The organism is Bradyrhizobium sp. LeoB3 (genome assembly GCF_055456055.1).
Genome location: NZ_JBVBEF010000008.1, coordinates 127769 through 149378 on the forward strand (window position 1 = coordinate 127769; position 21610 = coordinate 149378).

General features: G+C 61.8%; 17 protein-coding genes and 1 pseudogene. 15 read left to right on the forward strand and 3 right to left on the reverse strand.

The window, feature by feature from the left end; translation table 11 throughout:
• The first annotated feature begins 6 nt into the window (after nt 1-6).
• Genes ACZXDY_RS09340 through ACZXDY_RS09355 form a run of 4 tightly spaced genes read left to right on the forward strand, consistent with a single transcriptional unit; the run spans nt 7 to nt 5064 of the window.
• Nucleotides 7-876: an FAD binding domain-containing protein gene (locus tag ACZXDY_RS09340; protein ID WP_028168270.1), complete on the forward strand. Its 870-nt coding sequence runs from the start codon at nt 7-9 to the stop codon at nt 874-876.
• On the forward strand, nt 873-1352 hold the full coding sequence (locus ACZXDY_RS09345) for a (2Fe-2S)-binding protein (protein WP_464345266.1): 480 nt from the start codon (nt 873-875) through the stop codon (nt 1350-1352). The genes ACZXDY_RS09340 and ACZXDY_RS09345 overlap by 4 nt, the downstream gene beginning before the upstream one ends.
• Nucleotides 1349-3676: a xanthine dehydrogenase family protein molybdopterin-binding subunit gene (locus ACZXDY_RS09350; RefSeq protein WP_464345267.1), complete on the forward strand. Its 2328-nt coding sequence runs from the start codon at nt 1349-1351 to the stop codon at nt 3674-3676. The genes ACZXDY_RS09345 and ACZXDY_RS09350 overlap by 4 nt, the downstream gene beginning before the upstream one ends.
• Before the next feature lie 14 nt (nt 3677-3690).
• Nucleotides 3691-5064, forward strand: a complete 1374-nt coding sequence (locus ACZXDY_RS09355; RefSeq protein WP_464345268.1) for an MFS transporter — start codon at nt 3691-3693, stop codon at nt 5062-5064.
• A gap of 394 nt (nt 5065-5458) precedes the next feature.
• On the opposite strand, the gene ACZXDY_RS09360 is transcribed toward ACZXDY_RS09355, so the two are convergent.
• Nucleotides 5459-6238, reverse strand: a complete 780-nt coding sequence (locus ACZXDY_RS09360; RefSeq protein WP_464345269.1) for an IclR family transcriptional regulator domain-containing protein — start codon at nt 6236-6238, stop codon at nt 5459-5461.
• A gap of 111 nt (nt 6239-6349) precedes the next feature.
• Between ACZXDY_RS09360 and ACZXDY_RS09365 the strand changes: the two genes are divergently transcribed.
• The 6 genes and pseudogenes from ACZXDY_RS09365 (at nt 6350) to ACZXDY_RS09390 (ending at nt 11537) form a co-directional block, all read left to right on the forward strand.
• Nucleotides 6350-7606, forward strand: a complete 1257-nt coding sequence (locus ACZXDY_RS09365; RefSeq protein ID WP_464345270.1) for a Rieske 2Fe-2S domain-containing protein — start codon at nt 6350-6352, stop codon at nt 7604-7606.
• 9 nt (nt 7607-7615) lie between these two features.
• Nucleotides 7616-8086 (forward strand): aromatic-ring-hydroxylating dioxygenase subunit beta, encoded by a 471-nt coding sequence (locus ACZXDY_RS09370; protein ID WP_028168265.1) that lies wholly within the window; start codon nt 7616-7618, stop codon nt 8084-8086.
• Complete coding sequence (locus ACZXDY_RS09375; protein WP_028168264.1) at nt 8083-9072, forward strand: PdxA family dehydrogenase; 990 nt, start codon at nt 8083-8085, stop codon at nt 9070-9072. The genes ACZXDY_RS09370 and ACZXDY_RS09375 overlap by 4 nt, the downstream gene beginning before the upstream one ends.
• Nucleotides 9069-9233, forward strand: a pseudogene (locus tag ACZXDY_RS09380) (2Fe-2S iron-sulfur cluster-binding protein); the annotation flags it as partial. The gene ACZXDY_RS09375 and the pseudogene ACZXDY_RS09380, both read left to right, overlap by 4 nt.
• A gap of 144 nt (nt 9234-9377) precedes the next feature.
• Nucleotides 9378-10100 carry an NAD(P)H-flavin reductase gene (locus ACZXDY_RS09385; protein WP_245287593.1) on the forward strand — a complete coding sequence of 241 codons (723 nt, stop codon included), beginning with the start codon at nt 9378-9380 and terminating at the stop codon, nt 10098-10100.
• A gap of 93 nt (nt 10101-10193) precedes the next feature.
• Entirely contained in the window at nt 10194-11537 is a 1344-nt protein-coding gene (locus ACZXDY_RS09390; protein WP_028168262.1) for an MFS transporter, read from the forward strand.
• Between the two features lie 453 nt (nt 11538-11990).
• On the opposite strand, the gene ACZXDY_RS09395 is transcribed toward ACZXDY_RS09390, so the two are convergent.
• Nucleotides 11991-13328 (reverse strand): MFS transporter, encoded by a 1338-nt coding sequence (locus ACZXDY_RS09395; RefSeq protein ID WP_464345271.1) that lies wholly within the window; start codon nt 13326-13328, stop codon nt 11991-11993.
• A 27-nt stretch (nt 13329-13355) separates the two neighbouring features.
• Here ACZXDY_RS09395 and ACZXDY_RS09400 point away from each other — a divergent pair, with 27 nt between their 5' ends.
• From ACZXDY_RS09400 to ACZXDY_RS09420, 5 genes are all read left to right on the forward strand, one after another.
• A complete protein-coding gene (locus ACZXDY_RS09400; RefSeq protein WP_464345272.1) occupies nt 13356-14240 on the forward strand; it encodes an IclR family transcriptional regulator in 885 nt (294 codons plus the stop codon).
• Between the two features lie 115 nt (nt 14241-14355).
• Complete coding sequence (locus ACZXDY_RS09405; RefSeq protein ID WP_464345273.1) at nt 14356-15951, forward strand: FAD-dependent monooxygenase; 1596 nt, start codon at nt 14356-14358, stop codon at nt 15949-15951.
• A 74-nt stretch (nt 15952-16025) separates the two neighbouring features.
• On the forward strand, nt 16026-17759 hold the full coding sequence (locus ACZXDY_RS09410) for a thiamine pyrophosphate-requiring protein (protein WP_464345274.1): 1734 nt from the start codon (nt 16026-16028) through the stop codon (nt 17757-17759).
• Between the two features lie 72 nt (nt 17760-17831).
• Entirely contained in the window at nt 17832-18818 is a 987-nt protein-coding gene (locus ACZXDY_RS09415) for a Bug family tripartite tricarboxylate transporter substrate binding protein (RefSeq protein WP_464345275.1), read from the forward strand.
• A 33-nt stretch (nt 18819-18851) separates the two neighbouring features.
• Nucleotides 18852-20504, forward strand: coding sequence for an FAD-dependent oxidoreductase (locus ACZXDY_RS09420; protein ID WP_464345283.1), 1653 nt, complete (start codon nt 18852-18854; stop codon nt 20502-20504).
• A gap of 488 nt (nt 20505-20992) precedes the next feature.
• Here the strand turns inward: ACZXDY_RS09420 and ACZXDY_RS09425 are convergent, their stop codons facing one another.
• Entirely contained in the window at nt 20993-21355 is a 363-nt protein-coding gene (locus ACZXDY_RS09425; RefSeq protein WP_464345276.1) for a PRC-barrel domain-containing protein, read from the reverse strand.
• Nucleotides 21356-21610: the final 255 nt, after the last annotated feature.

A 21610-nucleotide genomic window follows, 5' to 3' on the forward strand; every position in this document is an offset into this window, starting at 1 on the left:
CCGGCGATGAAAGCGCCTCCGTTCGCCTATCACGATCCGCGCAGCCGCGATGATCTGATCGGATTGCTCGCAGAGCTTGAGAACGCCAAGCTTTTGGCGGGTGGCCAGTCGCTGGTGCCGATGCTGAATTTCCGTGTGGTCGCGCCCGACCACCTGATCGACATCAACCGTATTCCGGATCTCGCCGGCATCCGCCTTTCCGCGGACGACGTCGTGCTTGGGGCCATGACGCGGCAGTGCGATCTGCACGCATCCGCGGACCTCGCCGCAACGGCGCCGATCATTCGCCAGGCGCTGGCTCATGTTGGTCACTTCCAGACACGTTCACGCGGCACGATCGGAGGAAGCTGCTGCCATCTGGATCCAGCGGCGGAATTGCCGGCCCTGTGCGCGCTGCTCGACGCCGAGTTCGACGTCGCGGGTCCAAACGGCGCGCGCATCGTGAAGGGCGGCGACTGGTTCAAGGGCTATCTCGAATCTGCGCTCGAAGAACGGGAATATCTGCAGTCGATAAGGTTGCGCCGCTGGCCGGCCGGGCACGGCTACGGTTTCAGCGAATATGCGCGCAGGCGCGGCGATTTCGCCATCGCCGGCGCGGGTGCGCTGCTCGAATTTGCGGAAGATGCTCGCATCGGGCGCGCTGCGATCGTCGTGTTCGGTGTTGAGCCTGCGCCGATCAGGCTGGTTGAAGCTGAGCGGATGCTGGTGGGGCAGACATTCAGCGAGGCGCTGCTGGCCGAGGTGGCCGCCCAAGCGAGCGCGCTCGATGCGATGGCGGATGTGCATGTCTCCGCCGCTTATCGGCGCCGCCTTGCCGGCGTCGTGACCAGGCGCGCGCTCGCCGAGGCCGCCCGCCCCGCGAGGGAAGCGGTATGAGCGCCCGGAAGATCCATCTGACCGTCAACGGCGAAGCCGTCGAGGCCGAGGTCCAGGCCCGCGTCAACCTTGCCGATTTCCTGCGTCAGGCCATCGGGCTGACCGGTACGCATGTCGGCTGCGAACATGGGGTGTGCGGCGCCTGCACGATCATCGTGGATGGGCGGCCCGCGCGCGCCTGCCTGATGCTCGCCGTTCAAGCCGATGGCGCGAAGGTGGAGACTGTCGAGAGCTTGGGAACGCCAGAGTCGCTCTCGGAGCTCCAGCAGGCCTTCCGTGATCGTCACGCGCTGCAATGTGGCTTCTGCACGCCGGGCATGTTGATGACGATCGAGGCTCTTCTGCGCGTCGAAGCTTCGCCGACGCGCGAGCAGATCAGGGACGTGCTGTCGGGCAATCTCTGTCGCTGCTCCGGCTACCAGGCCATTGTCGATGCGGCGCTGGAAGCAGCCAAAGCGCGCAGGGGGACGCGATGAGCACGCGCTATTTCGGCGCCGCCGTTCCGCGCCTCGAAGATCCCCGTCTTCTCACGGGCAGGGGGACATATGTCGACGACGTCGTCCTTCCCGGCATGCTGCACGCCGTCTTCCTCCGTTCGTCGGTCGCGCACGGCCGGGTCAGGAATCTCGATCCGTCGGCTGCGCTGTCGATGCCGGGCGTGCGCGCGGTCTATGCGATGGCGGATTTTGCCGGCTTCGGTTCAGGGCCGATGCCGGCGATGGCGCCTCATCCCCTCCTGAAGAGCCCGGTCACCTGCAGCCCGCTTGCCGTCGACGAGGTTCGCTATGTCGGTGAGGCGATCGCGATGGTTCTCGCCGACAGCCGCGCCGAGGCCGAGGACGCGCTGGCCGCGATCGAACTCGACATCGAGCATCTCCCGGTGGTCGCAAACGCACGCCAAGGCATTGCGGACGGCGCGCCGCGGGCCCATTCGGGCCGGGACAGCAACGTGATCGCCACGCTGCGCGGGTCTCATGGCAATGTCGACGCGGTCTTCGCCGCAGCGGCGCATCGGTTCAGCGAGACGTTCGAAACCCATCGCGGGGGCTGCCATGCCATGGAATGTCGCGGCGTTGTCGCGGCGCCGGAGCCCCGATCAGGCGAATTGTCGCTCTGGACCTCGTCGCAGTCGCCCTACATGGTGCGGCGGCATCTGGCGACATATCTCGGCCGCGATGAAGTCGATATTCGCGTCACGGCGCCGGACGTCGGCGGCGGGTTCGGCCCCAAGGCCAATGTCTATCCGGAAGAATTCGCCGTCGCGCTTGCCGCGCTCGCCTGCGGCCGTCCGGTCAAGTGGATCGAAGACCGGCAAGAGCACTTCCTTGCCACCACGCAGCAGCGCGACCAGTTCTGGTCGCTGGAGGTCGCCTGCGATGCGACGGGCCGCATGTTGGGCGTACGCGGCCACTGCATTCATGACAATGGCGCCTATGCGCCTTATGGGCTCATTCTGCCGGCCACGGCCCTGGCGTCCTTTCCGGGCCCTTACGCCCTTGCCGCGTTCGATCTGTCGATCGACGTCGTCCTGACCAATCTGGTGCCGACGTCGCCAGTGCGGGGCGCGGGCAGACCCAACGCCGCCTTCGTGCTGGAGCGCCTTGCCGATACCGTTGCCCGACGTTTGAATCTGCCGCGCGAGGAAGTGCGCCGCCGCAGTTTTGTCCGCGCCGAGCAGATGCCCTATGTGACGGGCGGAAAAATGCGCGACGGCTCACCGGTCGCATATGACAGCGGGGATTACGCGAAGGCGCTGTCGCTGGTGCTCGACAAGATCGATGCCTCCGGCTTCGCGCGGCGCCGCGCCGACGCAGCGGCTCGCGGTCGTCTGCTTGGACTCGGCTTTGCGTCCTGCGTCGAGGACACCGGCCTTGGGCCGTTCGAGGGCGCCTCGGTCCGCGTCACGCCGGCCGGCAAGGTTGTGGTCGCGACGGGCGCTGCGAGCCAGGGCCAGGGGCATGCGACGACGTTGGCCCAGATCGCCGCCGATGCGCTTGGGGTCGATCTATCCCAGGTGACCATCAAGGCCGCCGACAGCCGCATCTTTCCGCTTGGGATCTCCACGATCGCGAGTCGCGTGGCCGTCACCGCGGGGTCTTCGGTCGAGATCGCTGCGCGCAAGGTGCGCGACAAGGCGATCAAGGTTGCCGCTCACATGCTGGAGGCGGGCGAGCACGATCTGGAGATCGAAAACGGGCAGGTTCGCGTGGTGGGCGTGCCCGACATGAACGTGCCGTTATCGACCATCGCGCGGGTTCTGTCCGGCTCCGCCGGCGTGCCGATCCCCGCCGGCGTCGAGCCGGACCTGGCGGCGACCGGCTATTTCGAAGCGAACCAGCTCGCCTTCGCCTACGGGTCTCAGGCCTGCGAAGTCGAAATCGATCCTGAAACCGGTGATACCCGGATCACCCGCTACGTGGTCGCGCATGATTGTGGAAGATTGATCAATCCGCTGATCGTCGATGGTCAGATCAGGGGAGGGGTCGTGCATGGCATCGGCAACGCCTTGTTCGAGCATATGCGGCACGACGAGGCAGGGCAGCCGTTGACCGCGACCTATGCGGATTACCTGCTGCCAGGCGCTGCCGAGATGCCGGATATCGAGATCCATCACATCGAGACGCCGTCGCCACGCAATCCGATCGGAGCCAAGGGCGCCGGCGAGGGTGGTACGATACCCGCGGCGGCCTGCGTGATCTCCGCCATCCAGGATGCGCTCGGACCAGAAGCGCCCTTCGTCACGATGCATCCGCTCTCACCGGAGCAGATTGTGGAATGGATCGACAAAACTAGAAAATAAAACAGGGGGAAACGATGAGTGTAGTGGCAGAGACGACGGCTTTGACGGCCGCCTCAGCAACGAGGTCCGTCCAGTCGGGAGCCAGGCTCGACCGATTGCCGATTTCAGCGTTCCACACACGAATATTCTGGCTGATCGGGGCCGGGATGTTCTTCGACGGCTACGATCTGTATGTCGGCACCAGCGTGCTGGGCGCCACACTCGCGAGCAAGTTTTCGACCCTGGCGCAGAATGCGCAGTTCGTGTCGGTCACCTTCATGGGCATGACGATCGGCGCTCTTGCCGCGGGTTTTCTCGGTGACTCCTATGGACGGCGCTTCACCTACCAGTTCAATCTGCTCCTGTTCGGGATCGCTTCTCTAGGGGCCGCGTTCGCGCCGTCCATGGAATGGCTGATCGCAGCCCGACTGCTGATGGGACTCGGCCTCGGCGCCGAAATCGTCGTCGGCTACTCTTCGCTCACGGAATTCGTGCCCCCCGCGTCGCGTGGCAAGTGGCTGGCGCTGATGGCCATGATCGTGGTGAGCGGCCTGCCCGCCACGACCCTGTTGGGTTCGGCCCTGATTCCACTGGTCGGCTGGCGCGCGATGTTCCTCATCGCCGGCGCTGGCGCGCTGTTTGTCTGGTACCTCAGAAAGGCCTTGCCGGAATCGCCGCGCTGGCTCGAAACCAAGGGTCGTACCGAGGAAGCGGAAGCCATCGTCGCCGAAATCGAGAAGGAGTGTGGTGCGTCCGCCTTGCCGCCAGTGCCGCCCCCCGCCGCGGTCAAGAGCTTCAGCGCGGCGGAATTGTTCGGGCCGGTCCTGCTGCCCCGCTTGATCCTCGGGTCGATCGTTCTGATCGTGATCAATACCCTGATCTTCGGCTTCGTGACTTGGCTGCCGACCTTCTTCGTTCAACAGGGCATGACGCTGACGAAGTCGTTCGCTTATACGCTTGTCATGTCGTTGGCCGCGCCGATCGGTTGCGCATTGGGGAGTGTCCTGGCGGACCGTGCCGGCCGACGGCCAACGATCGTCGGCGGATCGGTGTCCACGATCGCGTTCGGCCTGATCTATCCCATGCTTTCCGATCCCGTGGCCTTCGTCGCCATCGGGTTCTGCCTGCTACTGTCAATCTATGTCCTGGTCGCGCTGCTCTACGGCGTCTACACCCCCGAATTGTTCCCGACCGAAGTCCGGCTCCGTGCCAACGGCATTTGCAACATGCTCGGGCGCGGTGCGACTATCGTGTCTCCGTTCATCGTGCTCGGATTGTTCAGGGCCTATGGCATAGGTGGTGTGACATCCCTGATGATCGGCCTTCTGCTGATTCAGATCGTCGCGGTGATGGCTTGGGGGATAGAGCCGGCAAAACGGGGGTTGGAGGAGCTCGCCGACGGGCGCTGATTGTTTCGCCGTCCCGGCGAGGACGCTGATCGGCCGCGCAAGCCCTGGGCGCTCGCCTTGGGGGCGTGCTTCACCTTTGGATTTTCAACGTTGGGATAAGCAACTGAAATCGCAGCAAAGGTGAACGCGCTCCGAGCGCCAATAGGATGGCGTCGTCGCTATTGCACTTCTATGCATCGCGGCCGCTTCATTGGCGTCGCCGGCGCTTTCGGCCCTGCTGACTTAGATTGACCAATCTCAGCGCGGCCGTTGGCTGGGTACGCACAGCAAAACTCGGCTGTTGGTCTCGGCATCAGCAATCTTCTTGGTGACAAACTGCCGACACTTCTCGTGTGCGCCGAGCGGACTGAGATGGGCGCATGACCGCCTCCGGTGTTCTAACGGCGGGAAGCCTTCAGCGCAGCTCCTTCAACGGCCGGGCGATCTGGTTGGCGCAGTTGAGTAGCACAGGTAGCAGACGTTTGCGCAGATCGTTGACTTTGACGCGGGCCGTGGCCGCACTCACACTGACGGCGGCGACGATGTCGCCGTCCGCGGCAAGCACCGGGACGGCCATTGATCTGATGCTCGGCGCCAGCTCCTCGTCGCTGATCGCATAGCCGTTCTTCGCTGCGGTCCGGATCGCAGACAGAATGTCCGGGATAGTGGTCAGCGTCCGCGGCGAGCGTGCGCTCATCGGTTGCCGGCTCAATCGTCGCGTGATGTCGTCATCGGTATGGCCGCCGAGCAGGATGCGGCCTGTCGCCGAGCAATAGAGCGGAAGATAGGCGCCGACGCGAACGCCGGTCTGGACGTAGTGCTCGGCTTGCGCGCGCGCAATGAAGAGCGATTGATTGTCGTCCAGCACCGCCAGCGAAATCGATTCCGCGGCTTCATCGCGGGCGCGCTCCAGCAGCGGCTGTGCGATCTGCACGAGCTTATCGCGCTCGGACATCACGCCGCCGAGCCTGCGAAGACGAGGAAGAGGACGGAAGTCTCGTCCCGACAGCTCGAGATAATTCAACTCGACCAGGGTGAGGAGGCATCGGCGCGCGGCTGCGCGTGTAGCGCCTGAAGCGCGCGCGGCGTCGGCGACGCTCATCACCGGGTGAACCGAGAATGCCTCGATGATCGCGAGGCCTTTCGCGAGCCCCGCCATCCCTTCACGTCTCTCCTTGGTTTCCGCGATCGCCATAGCTGAGCTCACCTTGACAGCCGTTTTAGAGTGGCTCAAGGTGTTCGAAATAAAGATACTTGTTCGATATTCGAACGGATCGAACGTGAAGTCAAGAGTGAGGAAGCGCCGATGAACAAGATCGTTTTGCCGCCGGAACGAGCAAATCTGGTCAACTGGCCGGAGGGGCTCACCCGCGTTCCGTATTGGGTGTTCCAGGATCAATCGGTTTACGCGGAGGAGCAGCGCAAGATCTTCCAGGGGCCGAATTGGCATTATCTCGCGCTGGAAGTTGAACTGGCGGAGCCGGGCGATTTCCTCACGGCGCACATCGGCGATACGCCCGTGATCGTAACTCGCGACACCGACAATGAAATCTACGCGTTCGAAAACCGATGCGCCCATCGTGGCGCGTTGATCTGTCTGGAAAGCCGCGGCAAGCATCGCAAGGATTTCAGCTGCGTGTATCACGCCTGGAATTACGACCCGCAGGGCAATCTGACGGGAGTCGCCTTCAAGGACGGCATCAAGGGCAAGGGGGGCATGCCCGACTCGTTCAAGATGGAGCAGCACGGTCCGCGCAAGCTGCGCATCGCGATCATTCACGGCCTGATCTTCGGTTCATTCTCTGAGGACGTGCCGTCGATCGAAGAATATCTCGGCGAAGAGATCTTGAACCGCATCGAGCGCGTGCTCGGCGGTCGCACGCCCGTGGTGCTCGGGCGCTTTACCCAGGTGCTTCCAAACAATTGGAAGCTCTATATGGAGAACGTCAAGGATTCCTATCACGCCAGCATTCTGCATCTTTTCTTCACGACATTCGAATTGAACCGGCTGTCGATGAAGGGCGGCATCATAGTCGATGAAAGCGGCGGGCACCACGTCAGCTATTCGGCGATCGATCGCGAGGTCGAAAAGGACGTGGATTACGCCAAGCAGCAGTTGCGCTCGGAGAGCGAGTACAAGCTCGCCGATCCCAGCTTGCTGGAAAGCTTCGACGAATATCGCGATGGCTGTACGCTGCAGATTTTGTCGGTGTTCCCGACCTTCGTGCTGCAGCAGATCCAGAACGCCATTGCGGTTCGCCAGATCGTGCCGCGTGCGGTCGACAGGACCGATCTGAACTGGACCTATCTCGGCTTCTCTGATGATACGCCCGAGCAGCGCCTGACACGTATCAAGCAGGGCAACCTGGTTGGGCCGGCCGGATACATCTCGATGGAAGATGGCTGTGTCGGCGGCTTCGTGCAGCGTGGCGTCGCCGGCGCAAGCGACGATCATGCCGTCCTCGAGATGGGCGGAGCCGATGCCAACAGCAGCGAGAGCCGGGTGACCGAGGCGTCAGTGCGCGGCTTCTGGAAGGCGTATCGCGCCAACATGGGACTCTGAGGATACGCGATGACCAGCAGCGTTCTGCAATATATCATCGAAGCGCAGGCGAAGTACTCGCGCTGCATCGATGACGATCGCCTCGAGGAATGGCCGAGCCTGTTTCATGGCCCGTGCCTCTACAGGATCACGACCGCATCGAATTATCGCGAGGGGCTCGAGGCCGGCATCGTGTTTGCGAACTCCCGCGGCATGCTGATTGATCGCGTCTCGGCGCTGCGCGAAGCCAATATCTATGAGCGGCAGACTTATCGTCACATCCTCGGACAGCCGTCGATCTTGTCGGAAGACGGAGCAAAGGTGCGTAGCGAGACCTCCTTCTTGGTGGCGCGCATCCTGCAGGATGGCGACACGTCGATTTACGCCACCGGTCGCTATTTCGATGTCTATGAGATCGCGGACCGATCGGCGCAACTACAAGAGCGGACCGTCGTATGCGACAGCTCCCGGATCGACACGCTGCTAGCGCTGCCGTTATGACCTCGAGAGCTGTTGCGCTGACCATTGGCGATCCGAATGGGATCGGCCCTGAAATCGCGGTGAAGGCTGCGGTGCTGTGTGCGGAAGCGCAGCCCGGCTCATCTCCAATCCTGGTTGGCGACGAGCATGTCATCCGCTTCTACGCGGACAAATTCGCACCCGGCCTGACCCTGACGCAGGCCGGGGCATCCACTGACAAGCGGCCGTTGCTCTATCATCCTGTTGCCGCGCTTGACCCAAGAGCCTTCACGCCTGGACATGGGCGTGCGGAGGGTGGCCGCGCCACCGTCGCCTATGTCGAGGCGGGACTCGACCTAATGAAAGTGGGGCGGGCTCATAGCATCGTGGCTTGTCCGCATTCCGAAACCAATATCAACGCTGCCGGCATCAGGTTCTCCGGCTATCCGAGCCTCCTGGCACGGCTGAAGAAGGTGCCGGAGGATGAAGTGTTCCTCATGCTGGTCGGTGCGGGGCTGCGGATCGCTCATGTGACATTGCATGAGCGGCTTGCCGACGCGCTTGACCGGCTTACGCCAACGCTGATCGAGCGCGCTATTCGCACAACGATCGATGCCTTGAAGAATCTCGGCGTTACACGCCCCAAGCTTGGTGTGTTTGGCATCAATCCTCACGCAGGCGAGGGCGGGCTTTTTGGCGACGATGACGATCGCATCGTCAAGCCGCTGGTCGAGCGACTGAAGGCGGAAGACATCGATATCGAGGGGCCGGTGGGCGCCGATCTGATGCTTGGTCAGCAGGGCTTCGATGCGTTCGTGGCGATGTATCACGATCAGGGACACATTCCGATCAAGCTGCTGGCGGGCCGGAATTCGGCGGCGATGTCGATCGGTGCGGGCCTGATGTTTTCAAGTGTCGGCCATGGCAGCGCCTTCGACATTGCGGGGAAGGGCATTGCCGATCCCACGCCCGTCCTGCGCTGCATCCAGCTCGTCGCAGGTGCCAGTCAATTCAAGGCAATCCCATGACCCACACAATCGCAGTCGAAGGCGCCGACATCAACTTCACGTGCCATGACGGCGAAACCATTCTCGTCGCAGCAGAGCGTGCGGGGTACACGATGCCCTACTCTTGCAGAAAGGGTGTCTGCGCATCCTGCGAAGGCTTTCTGAGCAAGGGCGATGTCAAACAGCGCTCGAAGGAAATGACGGGTCCGGCCGGCAAAGTCCTGTTCTGCACGGCCACGGCCAAGAGCGATCTCACCATCCGGCCGCGCCGCATTCAGCGTCATGATCCGTTGGCGCGGAAGAAAATCCAGGCGCGGGTGTTTCGCATGTCGCGCCCGGTCGATGATGTCGCCATCCTGCAGCTGCGCTTTCCGGCCAGCATTCGTGCCAAGTTCAAGGCCGGGCAGTATCTGCGCATCCGCATGCCGGATGGCGACGAGCGCAGCTTCTCCATGGCTAACGCGCCGCAGGAAAGCGACTGCGTTCAGCTCCACATCCGGCATGTGCCCGGCGGCGCGTTCTCCGAGAGAGTGCTGGCTTCCTTGGAGCTCGACGACAAGCTCGAGGTGGAGGTGCCGTTCGGCGATTTCTACCTGCGCGAGGACGATCAGGCGCGCTACGTATTCGTCGCGACCGGTACAGGCTTCGCGCCGTTGAAGTCCATGCTCGATGACATGATCCGGCGGCGGCTCAACCGCGAGGTACGTTTCTATTGGGGCGGACGCACCGCCGCCGATCTTTATCTCGCGGAGACCTGCGAAAAATGGGCGAAGCGCTATCCGTGGTTCACGTTCATTCCGGTGCTGTCTGAAGCTGACCCGAACTGGGCGGGACGTCGTGGACTGGTTCACGTCGCGGTACTCGAGGATCTTATCGATCTGTCGGACCGGCACGTCTATGCCTGCGGGAATCCGATGATGATCGAAGCCGCGCGCAATGAATTCACGACGCGCTGCGGATTGCCAAGTGATCGCTTTTACGCCGATGCGTTCATCCCGAGCGGATCATCCGACCCAACATTAATTCAAGTCTTGCAAGCTGCCGGCTGACAATTCTGCGCGCTCTTCGTGTCGGCATAGCCGCGCCGTTTCAAGATCAAGAAACAAATTGGACCAAATCATTTGGCCAGCAAAGGTGAGGAAATGAGCAGTACGGAGGTTGCTTTTGACGTCCCATCCTTCATCAATTCGCGCCGCGCCGGCGTCACGCAATACGGGATTGTGGTGTTATGCGGACTCGTCATGTTTCTCGATGGTTTTGACACGCAGGCCATTAGCTACATGGCGCCGTCGATCGCAAAAGAGTGGGGGCTCTCTCGAGAATTGCTCGGGCCGATCTTCTCGTCGGCGCTGACTGGATTGATGGTGGGCTATCTGCTGGTATCGCCGTTATCGGACCGCTTCGGCCATCGCAAGCTTGTGGTCATATCGACGTTTGCGTTCGCACTTCTGACGTTTGCCACCGTCTTTGCAACCAATGTCACTGAATTAATGGCGCTTCGTTTCGTTACCGGTACTGCGCTCGGCTCGGTGGTGCCAAGCGCCATCGCGTTGACGACCGAGTTCAGTCCTGCTCGCTTGCGCGCCACCTTCGTGCTGGCGATCTATTGCGGCTTCTCGCTAGGCTTCGTCGCAGCCGGCGCCGTCGCTGCGTGGGCTATTCCTGCATACGGCTGGCACTCGATGCTGTGGATCGGCGGCGCGGCGCCCATGCTTGTCGCGATCCTGGCGCTGATGTTCTTGCCGGAGTCGATGGATTTCCTCATTCGCACCAAAGCGAAGCCGGATACAGTCTGGCGCGTGGTGCGCCGGGTGGATGGCGCGCTGCCGGTGGAGGGACCGACAAAGTTCGTCACCGAGGTGGGCGAGCGGCGCGGCGCAGTCGGAAGCCTGTTTTCGTCCGGGCGCGCAGCAGGAACGCTGGTGATCTGGATCGTGTTCGTGCTGAACCTTGCGGAGTTCTACGCGCTGCAAAGCTGGCTGCCATCGATGCTGACGAATGTCGGCCATTCCCTCAGCACAGTGGCGCTCGCTACCACCATGACCACCGTTGGTGGCATCGTCGCCGCATTCGCGATCGGACCGGCGATGGACCGCATTGGGCCCTATGGCTCACTTGGCACTGTTTATCTGGCGGGCGTCCTGTTCGTTCTATCGTTCGGCTATTCGATCGACAAGCCAAGCTGGATCATGATCGTGGCTGCGTTCTGTGCCGGGTTTTGTGTCAGCGGCGGACAGAAGAGCGTGATCGCGCTGGCGGCGATTTATTATCCGACCGCGATCAGGTCAACCGGCGTGGGTTGGGCGCTTGGCATCGGCAGGTTAGGGGGCATTGGTGGCCCGCTGTTGATCGGCGCGTTGCTCGCGTACCACTTGAGCCCTCAACATATTCTCTATGTTGCCGGGATCCCGATGTTGCTCGCCGGATTGCTCATCTTGCTGCTTGGCCATTGGTATGGGCGGGACGCAGCCAAGGGAGAAGGTTGAGCAGACCTTCCTCAACCTCCTTGTGTCCCGGAAATCTGTCGGAATGTGCGAACGGGCGGTTGGATCAAAACCGCCCGTTGCTGGAACTGAGCCCGTTGCACCCAAAGAGGAGTCTCATGTGGATGGTGCCGAGCGTCATCGCGCCGGTGGACCACAACACGCTAATCAATCCGGCCCACCCGGAATTCCGTCACATCACCACGGCAGTGCACGAGCCGGTGTTTTGGATCGGCGGCTGTTCGCCGCCGTCATCGTGTCGTGAAAGGCGGATGGTTCGATCGCAGGCTATCGTTGGGGCGTACAGCGCAAGCGACCTCTGATCAATTCGGAGGGAGTGGCATAATCCCTTGTGTATACGGGGGTCGATGCGTTCGACCGAGACGGTGTGCGGGAGGCGCGGCTTGGGGAGTTTCGAGGAAACACGTCAGGTAGGTGCATGCCGGCCTTGGGCGTTCAGCGGGGCACGGAACGGGCCAGGAAAAGCGCTGCCGTCGCGGCGATCAGCGCCGGAATGGCGGCTACGGCGAACAGCGGCTGTGGTTCCATGTTACGGGCAAGCATGAGGCCGCCGATCAAAGGACCGACGATCGAGCCGATGCGGCCGATGCCTAGCGCCCAGCCCACACCGGTCGACTTGATCGCGGTCGGGTAAAACGTTGCAGTCAGCGCATTCGAGGCGATCTGCCCGCCGACGATGCAGAATCCGGCAGCAAAGATCGCGACGGTGATGAGGCTCGTCGAATGACTGCTCAAGCCGATCGCCGCTACCGCGACCGCAGCGCACAGATAGGTGAGCGCGAGCGCGCGGAACGAGAAGCGGTCGATAAAGTGGCCGAGCGCGAAGGTGCCGGCCACGCCACCGACCTGCAGCATCGCGCCGATCGCCGCGGCAACTGACACCGAGACACCGAGATCATGAAGCACCGTCGGCAGCCAGTTTGAGAGAAGATAGAGATCGAGCAAGCTCATGAAGAATACGATCCAGAGCAGTAACGTGACGGCGCTCCGCTGCTCTGTGAAGAGATGGACCACCGGCAGGCCGGCCAGCTTGGGCTCCTGCACGGCGAAGCGGACGTCGCCCGCAAACGTCGCCTCCGGCGTGATGCGCCGCAACAACCCGGCGACCTCGCGATCGCGCCCGCCCGTCAATGCGAGATAGCGGATCGATTCCGGCAGCGAATGCACAAGAACTGGCACGAGCAGGAGCGGCGCGATGCCGCCGACCAGAAACACCGAGCGCCAGCCGAAAGCGGGGATGACCGCAGCCGCGAGCAAACCGCCGAGCGCCGCGCCGATGGAAAATCCGGCAAACATCGCCATCACCATGGTTGCTCGACGGCGGTGCGGGCTAAACTCGGAGGTCACTGCAACCGCGTTTGGCATCGCGCCGCCGAGGCCGAGACCGGTGAGGAAACGGAGCGCCATCAACCATGTGGCATCCTGGGCCAGCATGGTTAGCAGGCTGCCGATGCCGAATGCAGCGGTGCTGGCCACGATGATCCGCTTGCGGCCGATCCGATCGGCGAGCGGGCCGAAGATCAAGGCGCCGATCATCAGGCCGAATAATCCGGCGCTGAACACTGGTCCAAGCGCATCGCGCGGCAGATTCCATTCTTGCGCCAGGGCGGGCGCAACGTATCCGATGGCCTGCGTGTCGAATCCGTCGATAAAGAGCACCGCCGCACAGATCAGCAGCACCTGAATTTGAAATGTGCCGACCGGCTGTCGGTCGATGTAGCTGGGGACATCGACGTCCATCGGGTCGGACTCCTCGTTCACGCCGGTGGCCATGATGCGATTTCCTCCTGGCGGATCCAAATGTCCCACCATCTTCTATTTGAAATCTCTTATAGTGAGATTATGTCGAAGACAATCCTGCTTCGATGTCCCATTCCCGGAAGCGCGGGACCGCGGTACAGGACGGGCGAGATTGTAACGGATCGACAGGTGGAGAAGAGAAACAGCCAAGACCGGGTGCTCGCCGTGCTGGAACTGTTCAGCGAAACGCGCCCGCTCTGGACGCCGGACGAACTGATGCGCGAACTCGGCTACACGCGTCCGACGCTCTACCGCTATCTCAAGAGCCTCAGGGAAAGCGGGCTGTTGATGTCCGTCCGTGGCGGCCGCTTCGCCCTCGGGCCTAAAGTCGTCGAGATGGACTATTTGAACCGGCGCGCAGACCCGCTGGTCACCGCCGCCGCGCCACATCTGGAGCGTCTCACCGCGGCGCATCCCTGTACCGCCCTGATTGTCCGCTGGTATGGCGACAAGATGCTCTGTGTTGCTTCGCAATCGTCGGCGCCCCATCCGGTGAGCAGCTATCCGCGGGGCCGACCGATGCCGATGGGTCGCGGCGCGATTGCCCGCTCGATCATGGCATTCCTGCCGAAACGCAGTCTGGTCCCATTGCTTGAGCATTATGCCGATGATCTTCGCAGCGTCGGCCTCGGTGCGACGGCCGAGGAAATCGCAGTGGTGCTGAAGCGCATCCGAAGAGCGGGCGTCGCGGTCGCCTTCGGTGAAGTGACCCCCGGAGCAATCGGCATCGCCGCTCCTATCCTCGATGCAAACTATCCGGTCGCGAGTCTCTGTCTCACTATCGCTGGCCAGCATGCGAATGGTGGCCTGATTGATCGGATTAGCGGGGAAGTGCGCCAAACGGCCAACCTGATCTCTGCCGAGATCTTCGAGGAAAATGGATAAAAATCTCAAAATATGAGATTTTAGCTTGACCTGAGCCGCGATGCTCTGCATTGAATTACGGTCCCCCTGCAGCCGGCATTGATCGACTAGCAGTGCGCAAGTGAGGTCGGTGCGAATGCAGAGTCCGGGTAAAGCTGTTCCGGTGGTGATCGTCGGCGGAGGACCGGTCGGGACCGGACTTGCAATCGATCTCGGTCTGCGGGGCATCAACTGCATCGTTGTCGAACGCTACAGCGAGCCGCAGCCGATTCCGAAAGGACAGAATCTCACCCAGCGTACCCTCGAGCATTTCCATTTCTGGGGCGCTGAAGGGGAATTGCGCGCCGCCCGAACCATACCGAGTGATTACGGCATCGGCGGCATGACCAGCTACGGCACCTTGCTGAGCGGTTACCGCTACGACTGGCTACAGCGCGAACTCGTGCGGCCGTTTTATTTCTGCGACAATGAGCGCCTGCCGCAATACGCCACCGAGGCGGTGTTGCGCCGCAGGGCAGCGCAGATCCCAAACATCAATACCTTGTTTGGCTGGACCTGTGAGCGGATACATCCCGACGAAGGCGGGGTGGATGTCGAAATCACCAATCGCGACGGAAACACACGAAGCTTGCGCGCCGATTATGTCGTAGGTTGCGATGGGAGTCGATCGATCGTGCGCGACCAGGCGGGCATTCGCCAGACCAGGTCCGACCACGACCGCTTGATGGTGTTGCTCGTATTCCGTTCGACCGGCCTGCACCGGCTGCTTGAGCGCTATCCCGGCAAATCGTTCTACAACGTGCTGCATCCGGAACTCGACGGCTATTGGAAATTCTTCGGCCGTGTTGATCTCGGCACCACGTGGTTCTTCCATGCGCCCGTTCCCGCCCACACCACGCGCGATAATTTCGATTTCCGACGACTCCTGCACGAGGCCGCCGGTGCGGAGTTCGAGATCGAGTTCGATCATATCGGCTTTTGGGACCTACGCTTTGCGCTGGCCGACAGCTATCGCGCGGGCCGTGTCTTCATCGCCGGGGACGCGGCGCACAGCCACCCCCCTTACGGCGGCTATGGGATCAACAGCGGGCTGGAGGATGCCGTCAACCTGTCCTGGAAGCTCGCGGCCACCCTGCAGGGCTGGGGCGGCTCCGGCCTGCTCGACAGCTATGACGCGGAGCGGCGGCCGGTATTCGCTTCGACCGCGCGCGACTTCATCGAGAAGTCGATCTTCGATGATCGCGATTTCCTGCGCCGGCATAATCCATCGGTTGACCGCGCCGACTTCGAAGCGGCCTGGCGCGAGCGACAGTCCGGCGCGCGCACTGAAGTCAACGCCTTCGAGCCGAATTATGAGGGCTCGCCGATCGTGTTCGGGCCGCCGGGTGCCGTGAGCAGTGCGATCGGTTCGCATGGCTATGCGGCCCGCGCCGGTCACCATCTCACGCCGCAGCCTTTATCCTCGGGCAAGAACATCTACGAAGAACTCGGCAGCGGCTTCACGCTGCTTGATCTGGGCGCGCCGAACGCTTTTGTGCAGGAATTCCGGCGCGCAAGCCACAGGCTGCGCCTTCCGCTCAAAGTGATCCAGGACAGCCGTGCCGACGGCCGGGAGCATTATGACGCTTCGCTCGTGCTGGTCCGTCCCGATCAGTTCGTTGCCTGGGCGTCCAACGAGGGCACCGGCGATCCGGCCGATATCCTCCGACGGGTTGTGGGTGGTGATCCGTGAAGTCGGACCGCGTCCAAGCCAGAACAAGAAACTGAAAAGCCGAAACCGGCAGGGAAACGACAGGGAACCAGAGCATGAGCTCTTACAGCGCTGCGCATTATTTCCTCGAAGGTCTCGTGGACCTCGGAGTGGACTATATCTTCGCCAATCTCGGGACCGACCACGTGTCCCTGATTGAGGAAGTCGCGCGGTGGGACAAGCAAGGCCGCAAGCGTCCGCAGATTATCCTCTGTCCACATGAGATCGTCGCCGTCCACATGGCCGGCGGTTACGCACTGGCGACGGGGAGGGGGCAGGCCGTTTTCGTGCATGTCGACGCCGGCACCGCAAATGCGTGCATGGCGATCCAGAACTTGTTTCGCTACCGTTTGCCCGTGATGCTGTTCGCCGGCCGCGCGCCCTACACCTTGCATGGTGAACTGCCAGCCTCGCGCGACACCTATGTCCATTTCGTGCAGGATCCGTTCGACATTGCGAGCATCGTTCGTCCCTATGTGAAATGGGAGTACTCGCTGCCGTCCGGCATAGTGGTCAAGGAGGCTCTGGCCCGGGCCGCCGCTTTCATGCACAGTGATCCTCCCGGACCGGTCTATATGATGCTGCCGCGCGAGACGCTGGCGGAGACATGGGACGAAACGCGGATGCCGGCCTACGACGCAGCACGGTACGGAGGCGTTCGGTCCGGCGGCATCGATCAGGCAAGAGTCGAGGCCATCGCCGACCAGCTGATGGCCGCGGACAACCCGATTGCGCTGACCGCCTATCTCGGTCGTAAGGCAGAGGCGGTTGCCGTGCTCGATCGATTGGCGCGGACCTGCGGCATCCGGGTCGCCGAATTCAATTCCATCGATCTCAATATGCCGCAGGGCTCGCCCTGCTTTGCGGGCTTCGATCCTCTGCCCCTGCTGGAGCAGGCGGATCTCGGGCTTTTGCTGGACACCGACGTCCCATTCGTTCCGCAGTACGCCAAGCGCATCGATGCGATCCGGTGGATCCAGATCGACGTCGATCCCCTGAAATCAGACTTTCCGATGTGGGGCTTTCCAACTGACATGAGAATTCAGGGCGACTGCGCGACCGTGCTGCAGCAGGTGCTCGACGTCGTCGAGGCGCGCGCCGACGATGGCTATCGCCGGCGGGTCGCTGAACGCATTGCGAGCTGGAATGGGACGCGCGAGGCCGCAGCGAAACGCCGGGCCGCGGCTGCCGCCAACAAAGGGGTTCTGGGTGCGCTCAATCCCAGCTATCTGTTTGCTGTCCTGAACAGCAAGTTGGCGCAGGACGATATCGTTCTCAATGAGGCGATCCGCAACGGGCCGATGCTGCAGGAGCAGATTCATCGCACGCAGCCCCGAAGCTATGTCGGGCTCGCCGGCGGCGGCCTCGGCTTCAGCGGCGGCATGGCGCTGGGATTGAAGCTGGCGCAGCCGCATCGGCGCGTCGTGCAGATCATCGGCGACGGCGCTTTTCATTTTTCCTCGCCCGACTCCGTCTATGCAACTGCGCGGCAGTATGAGCTTCCGATCCTGACCGTGGTGCTGGACAACGGCGGCTGGCAGGCCGTGAAATCCGCAGTTCAGCGCGTTTATCCCACGGGTGTTGCCGCGGAAACGAACTCGTTCCAGTCCAGCTTGAGGTCGGACCGTCAGGGTGAGCAACGCCGTTTCGCCGACGTCGCACGTGCTTTCGGAGCTCATGGCGAGAGCTTGACTGAACCCGATGAGCTTGCCGGGGCGATCGATCGGTGCCTGGCGGCGGTGGACGACGGCAGGGCCGCAGTCCTGCATGTTCACGTCACGCCGCTTTAGTTCACAATGCTGGACAGTGCCGTCGTCACAATAGAAAAACAGACGCGGCGATTGCGAGGGAGAAACGTCACCGTGAAGGTTTTGAAAAGGCGATTCCTGGCCGGCATCTGTGTTGGATTGGTCGCATTGATTTCTCCTCGCACCACCATTGCGGAGCAGGCCACAAAATATCCGTCGCGCCCCATCCACATCGTCGTCGGTTTCACGCCTGGCGGCGGCAACGATATTATCGCGCGTCTCTTCGGACAAAAATTGTCCGAGAGCCTTGGTCAACCAGTCATCATCGAAAACAAGCCGGGCGCCGGCGCGATTCTCGCCACCGATTATGTCGCGAAATCAGCACCCGACGGCTACACGCTCCTGATCGGTGCCAGCGGCGCCATGGTCATCAATCCGGCGGTTTACGCGAGATTGCCGTACGATCCTGTTCGCGATTTCATTCCAATTTCGGAACTCGGGTCGTTTCCGCTGATCCTGATCGTCAACGCCGCGTCGCCGCTCAAGTCCGTATCCGGGCTCGTTGCTTACGCAAAGCAAAATCCGAACAAGGCCAACTATTCCAGTTCGTCTGCGGCGTTTCAGCTGGCTACCGAGCTATTCAAGCAGAAGACCGGCGCGCCGATGCAGATGATCCCTTACAAGGGCGCCAATGATTCCGTGGTCGCGGTGATCGCGGGCGAGGTGACAACGACGATTGCCGATGCCGGTTCGGTCTGGAGCCAGATCACGGGCGGCCAGGCGCGCGCGCTCGCCGTTGCGGCGCCGAAGCGCATGGAGGAGCTGCCTGACGTTCCAACCATGAAGGAAGCAGGTGCAGACGTCGATGCTGTGTTGTGGAGCGGCATTCTTGCGCCCAAAGGGACGCCGCCAGATGTCGTAAGGAAACTGCAGGACGAATTCATGCGGATCGCCAAACTTCCAGACGTGGTTTCGCGATTGAAGCTACTCAACATCGACTCGGTCGGCAGTTCGTCGGACGAATTTTCCCGAATTATCGCATCGGATATCGCGCGCTGGACCGAGATAGCACGGATCGGCAACGTCAAGATCGAGCCGTGAACGGCTCAGGCGGAGAGTGGTGCGATGGCTGGGATGCTTGATGCGGACGTCGTGGTTGTCGGCGCCGGGCCGGTTGGGCTCACGCTTGCCATGGACCTGGCTTGGCGCGGCAGACGCGTGATCGTTCTGGAGACGCGCAGACGTGACGAGCCGCCCAGCGTCAAATCCAATCACGTCTCGGCGCGCTCGATGGAAATCTTCCGGCGGCTTGGCGTCGCTCTAAAGGTGCGCAACGCCGGACTGCCGCCAGACTATCCGAACGATGTCGCCTATCGAACGTCGTTCCTTGGCCGTGAACTGACCAGGATCAAGATTCCGTGCCGCGCGGAGCGATATACGTCCAAGGACGGCCCGGATACATGGTGGCCGACGCCGGAGCCGCCGCATCGGATCAACCAGATCTATCTCGAGCCGGTCCTGTTCGCACATTTGTCGTCGATGCCCGGCGTGCGCATCCTGAGCGGAACATCGCTCGTCGATTTTCGGCAGAGTCCGGAGGGGGTCATCGCATCCGCGCGGGAGCGCGATACCGCGAAGGAAATCGCAGCATCCTGCCGGTTTCTGGTCGGCTGCGATGGCGGGCGCTCTCTGGTCCGCAACACGATCGGTGGGCGGCTGAGCGGCGATCCTGTTCTGCAACGCGTGCAGTCGAGCTTCATTCGAGCCCCAAAACTGCTCGAGATGTTGAGACAACGCGGCGGGACGCCGGCGTGGGCTTCCTTTGCACTGAACCCGCGTCAATCCGGCAACGTATACGCGATCGATGGCAAAGAGACCTGGCTCGTGCATGTTTATCTGAATGCCGACGTGACGGAATTCGATGCCGTCGATCGCGACGGTGCAATCCGAACAGTGCTCGGCGTGGACGGGGATTTTCAGTACGAGCTGATTGCCAAGGAAGACTGGACCGGGCGGCGTCTGATCACGGACAAGGTTCGTGACGGCCGCGTCTTCATATGCGGAGACGCTTGCCACCTGTGGGTCCCTTATGCTGGCTATGGCATGAATGCGGGCATTGCGGACGCGGCAAACCTGGCGTGGTTGCTTGCGGCCCATCTGGAGGGTTGGGCCGATGAGCGAATTCTGAACGCCTACGAGGCCGAGCGGCTTCCGATCACGGAGCAGGTGTCACATTTCGCCATGGACCACGCCCACGCCATGGCGAAAGCGCGGAAGTCCATTCCACCCGACATCGAAGTGGAGGGGCCGGAAGGTGACGCCGTTCGAGGCTTGATTGGACAATCGGCCTATGACCTCAATGTTCAGCAATATTGCTGTGCGGGGCTCAATTTTGGCTACTATTATCGAGGTTCCCCGATCATCGCTTATGATGAAGAGATTCCGCCGCCCTATACGATGGGTGACTTCACGCCATCGACCGCTCCCGGCGCGCGCGTCCCGCACTTTTGGCTCGCCGATGGCCGCTCCTTGTACGACGCGATGGGACCTTACTACACACTGCTTCGCAGCGATCCAGGCGTCGATGCGTACGGCTTGACGACCGCTGCTTCGGCGGTCGGCATGCCTTTGACAGTTCTCGACATTGCCGCAGCGGAGTTGCCCGCCGTCTATCGGCACCCTCTCATACTGGCTCGTCCGGATCAGCATGTCGCTTGGCGTGGCGATCGGCTGCCGAACAATCCCGCAGCGCTGATGAACATTCTTCGCGGCAGCCAAGGCGTCTAACACAGACAAACATGACCATTGACCAACGCCCGGCGGGCGGCTCGCCTGCGGCCACGGCGGATGCGTCGTTGGAATGCGGTCCATTCGCCTCTGTAATTCGACCGGCCAGAGGAGCTTGGCGCGAGGTTATCGGCTAAGTTTCAAGGAACGGCAGCAAGAGCCCCATACGTACAGCCGGGCTAATCTAAATTAACTGTCCGCGAAGCTCGGGATCTCCGCGCAAAAGAGATCTTCTTCCATGTCATTGATCGTCAATTCGGTAATATATAAGAGATGTCAATAACGTGTAAGTTCGCAATGCTGTCTGTGAGGCGCGACGCCGCTTGAGACAGTTCGAGATTGTATTGCGATTCCAAGCGCGGCCGTAATGGTTGACGCTCCCTTCAATACCTGCGTATGTCTACTGACGAGCAAGACTTGGTAACGGGGACCTAAAGGCGCCGGATAAGGTGACCGGCCAACTTGCATCGGTCGGCCGGTCGCGCCTCTCAAACGACAGGGACACCATAATAATCGTTCACCGTGCGTCCAGCAGCCGGATCACTCCAGTTCCACGCATTCTCATCACGATACTTGGGAGCCCCGCGAAGCTGGTCTTCGGTGATCCCAGTAACGTAGCCGCCTAGGTTCGTGTCGTATTTCAACGATTGCCATGGCAGCGGGTAGTGATCATCGCCGATGCCAAGGAAGCCACCAAAGCTCAGGACAGCGTAAGAGACGTTGCCGCTAACTTTGTCGATCATCACGCGTTCGATAGTTCCGATCTTTTTATTCTCGGCGCCGTAAACTGAGGTGCCTTCGACCTTGTCGCTTCCGATCAGATTGACTGTCTCGCGAGACTCTACTGCCATTTGAATCCTCCTGTGTCAGGTTATAGGGATTCAATCGCAGCAGGACGCTTGATGTTCCTCCGTGCAGGCTGCCCATCATTTCGGGTCCTGGTAATGGAGTTGAGAGCTAACCGTGTAGCTCGGCGCCTTCCGGCGTGATCTTCACGTAGGTGCCGCTCTCGTGCAGCCCCAGCCAGCCGCGCTCGATTGCGAGCTTAAAGTCTGCGCCCGCGACCGATTTACATTCTGTTCGCCGTCGGCCAAATGCCCTTATTT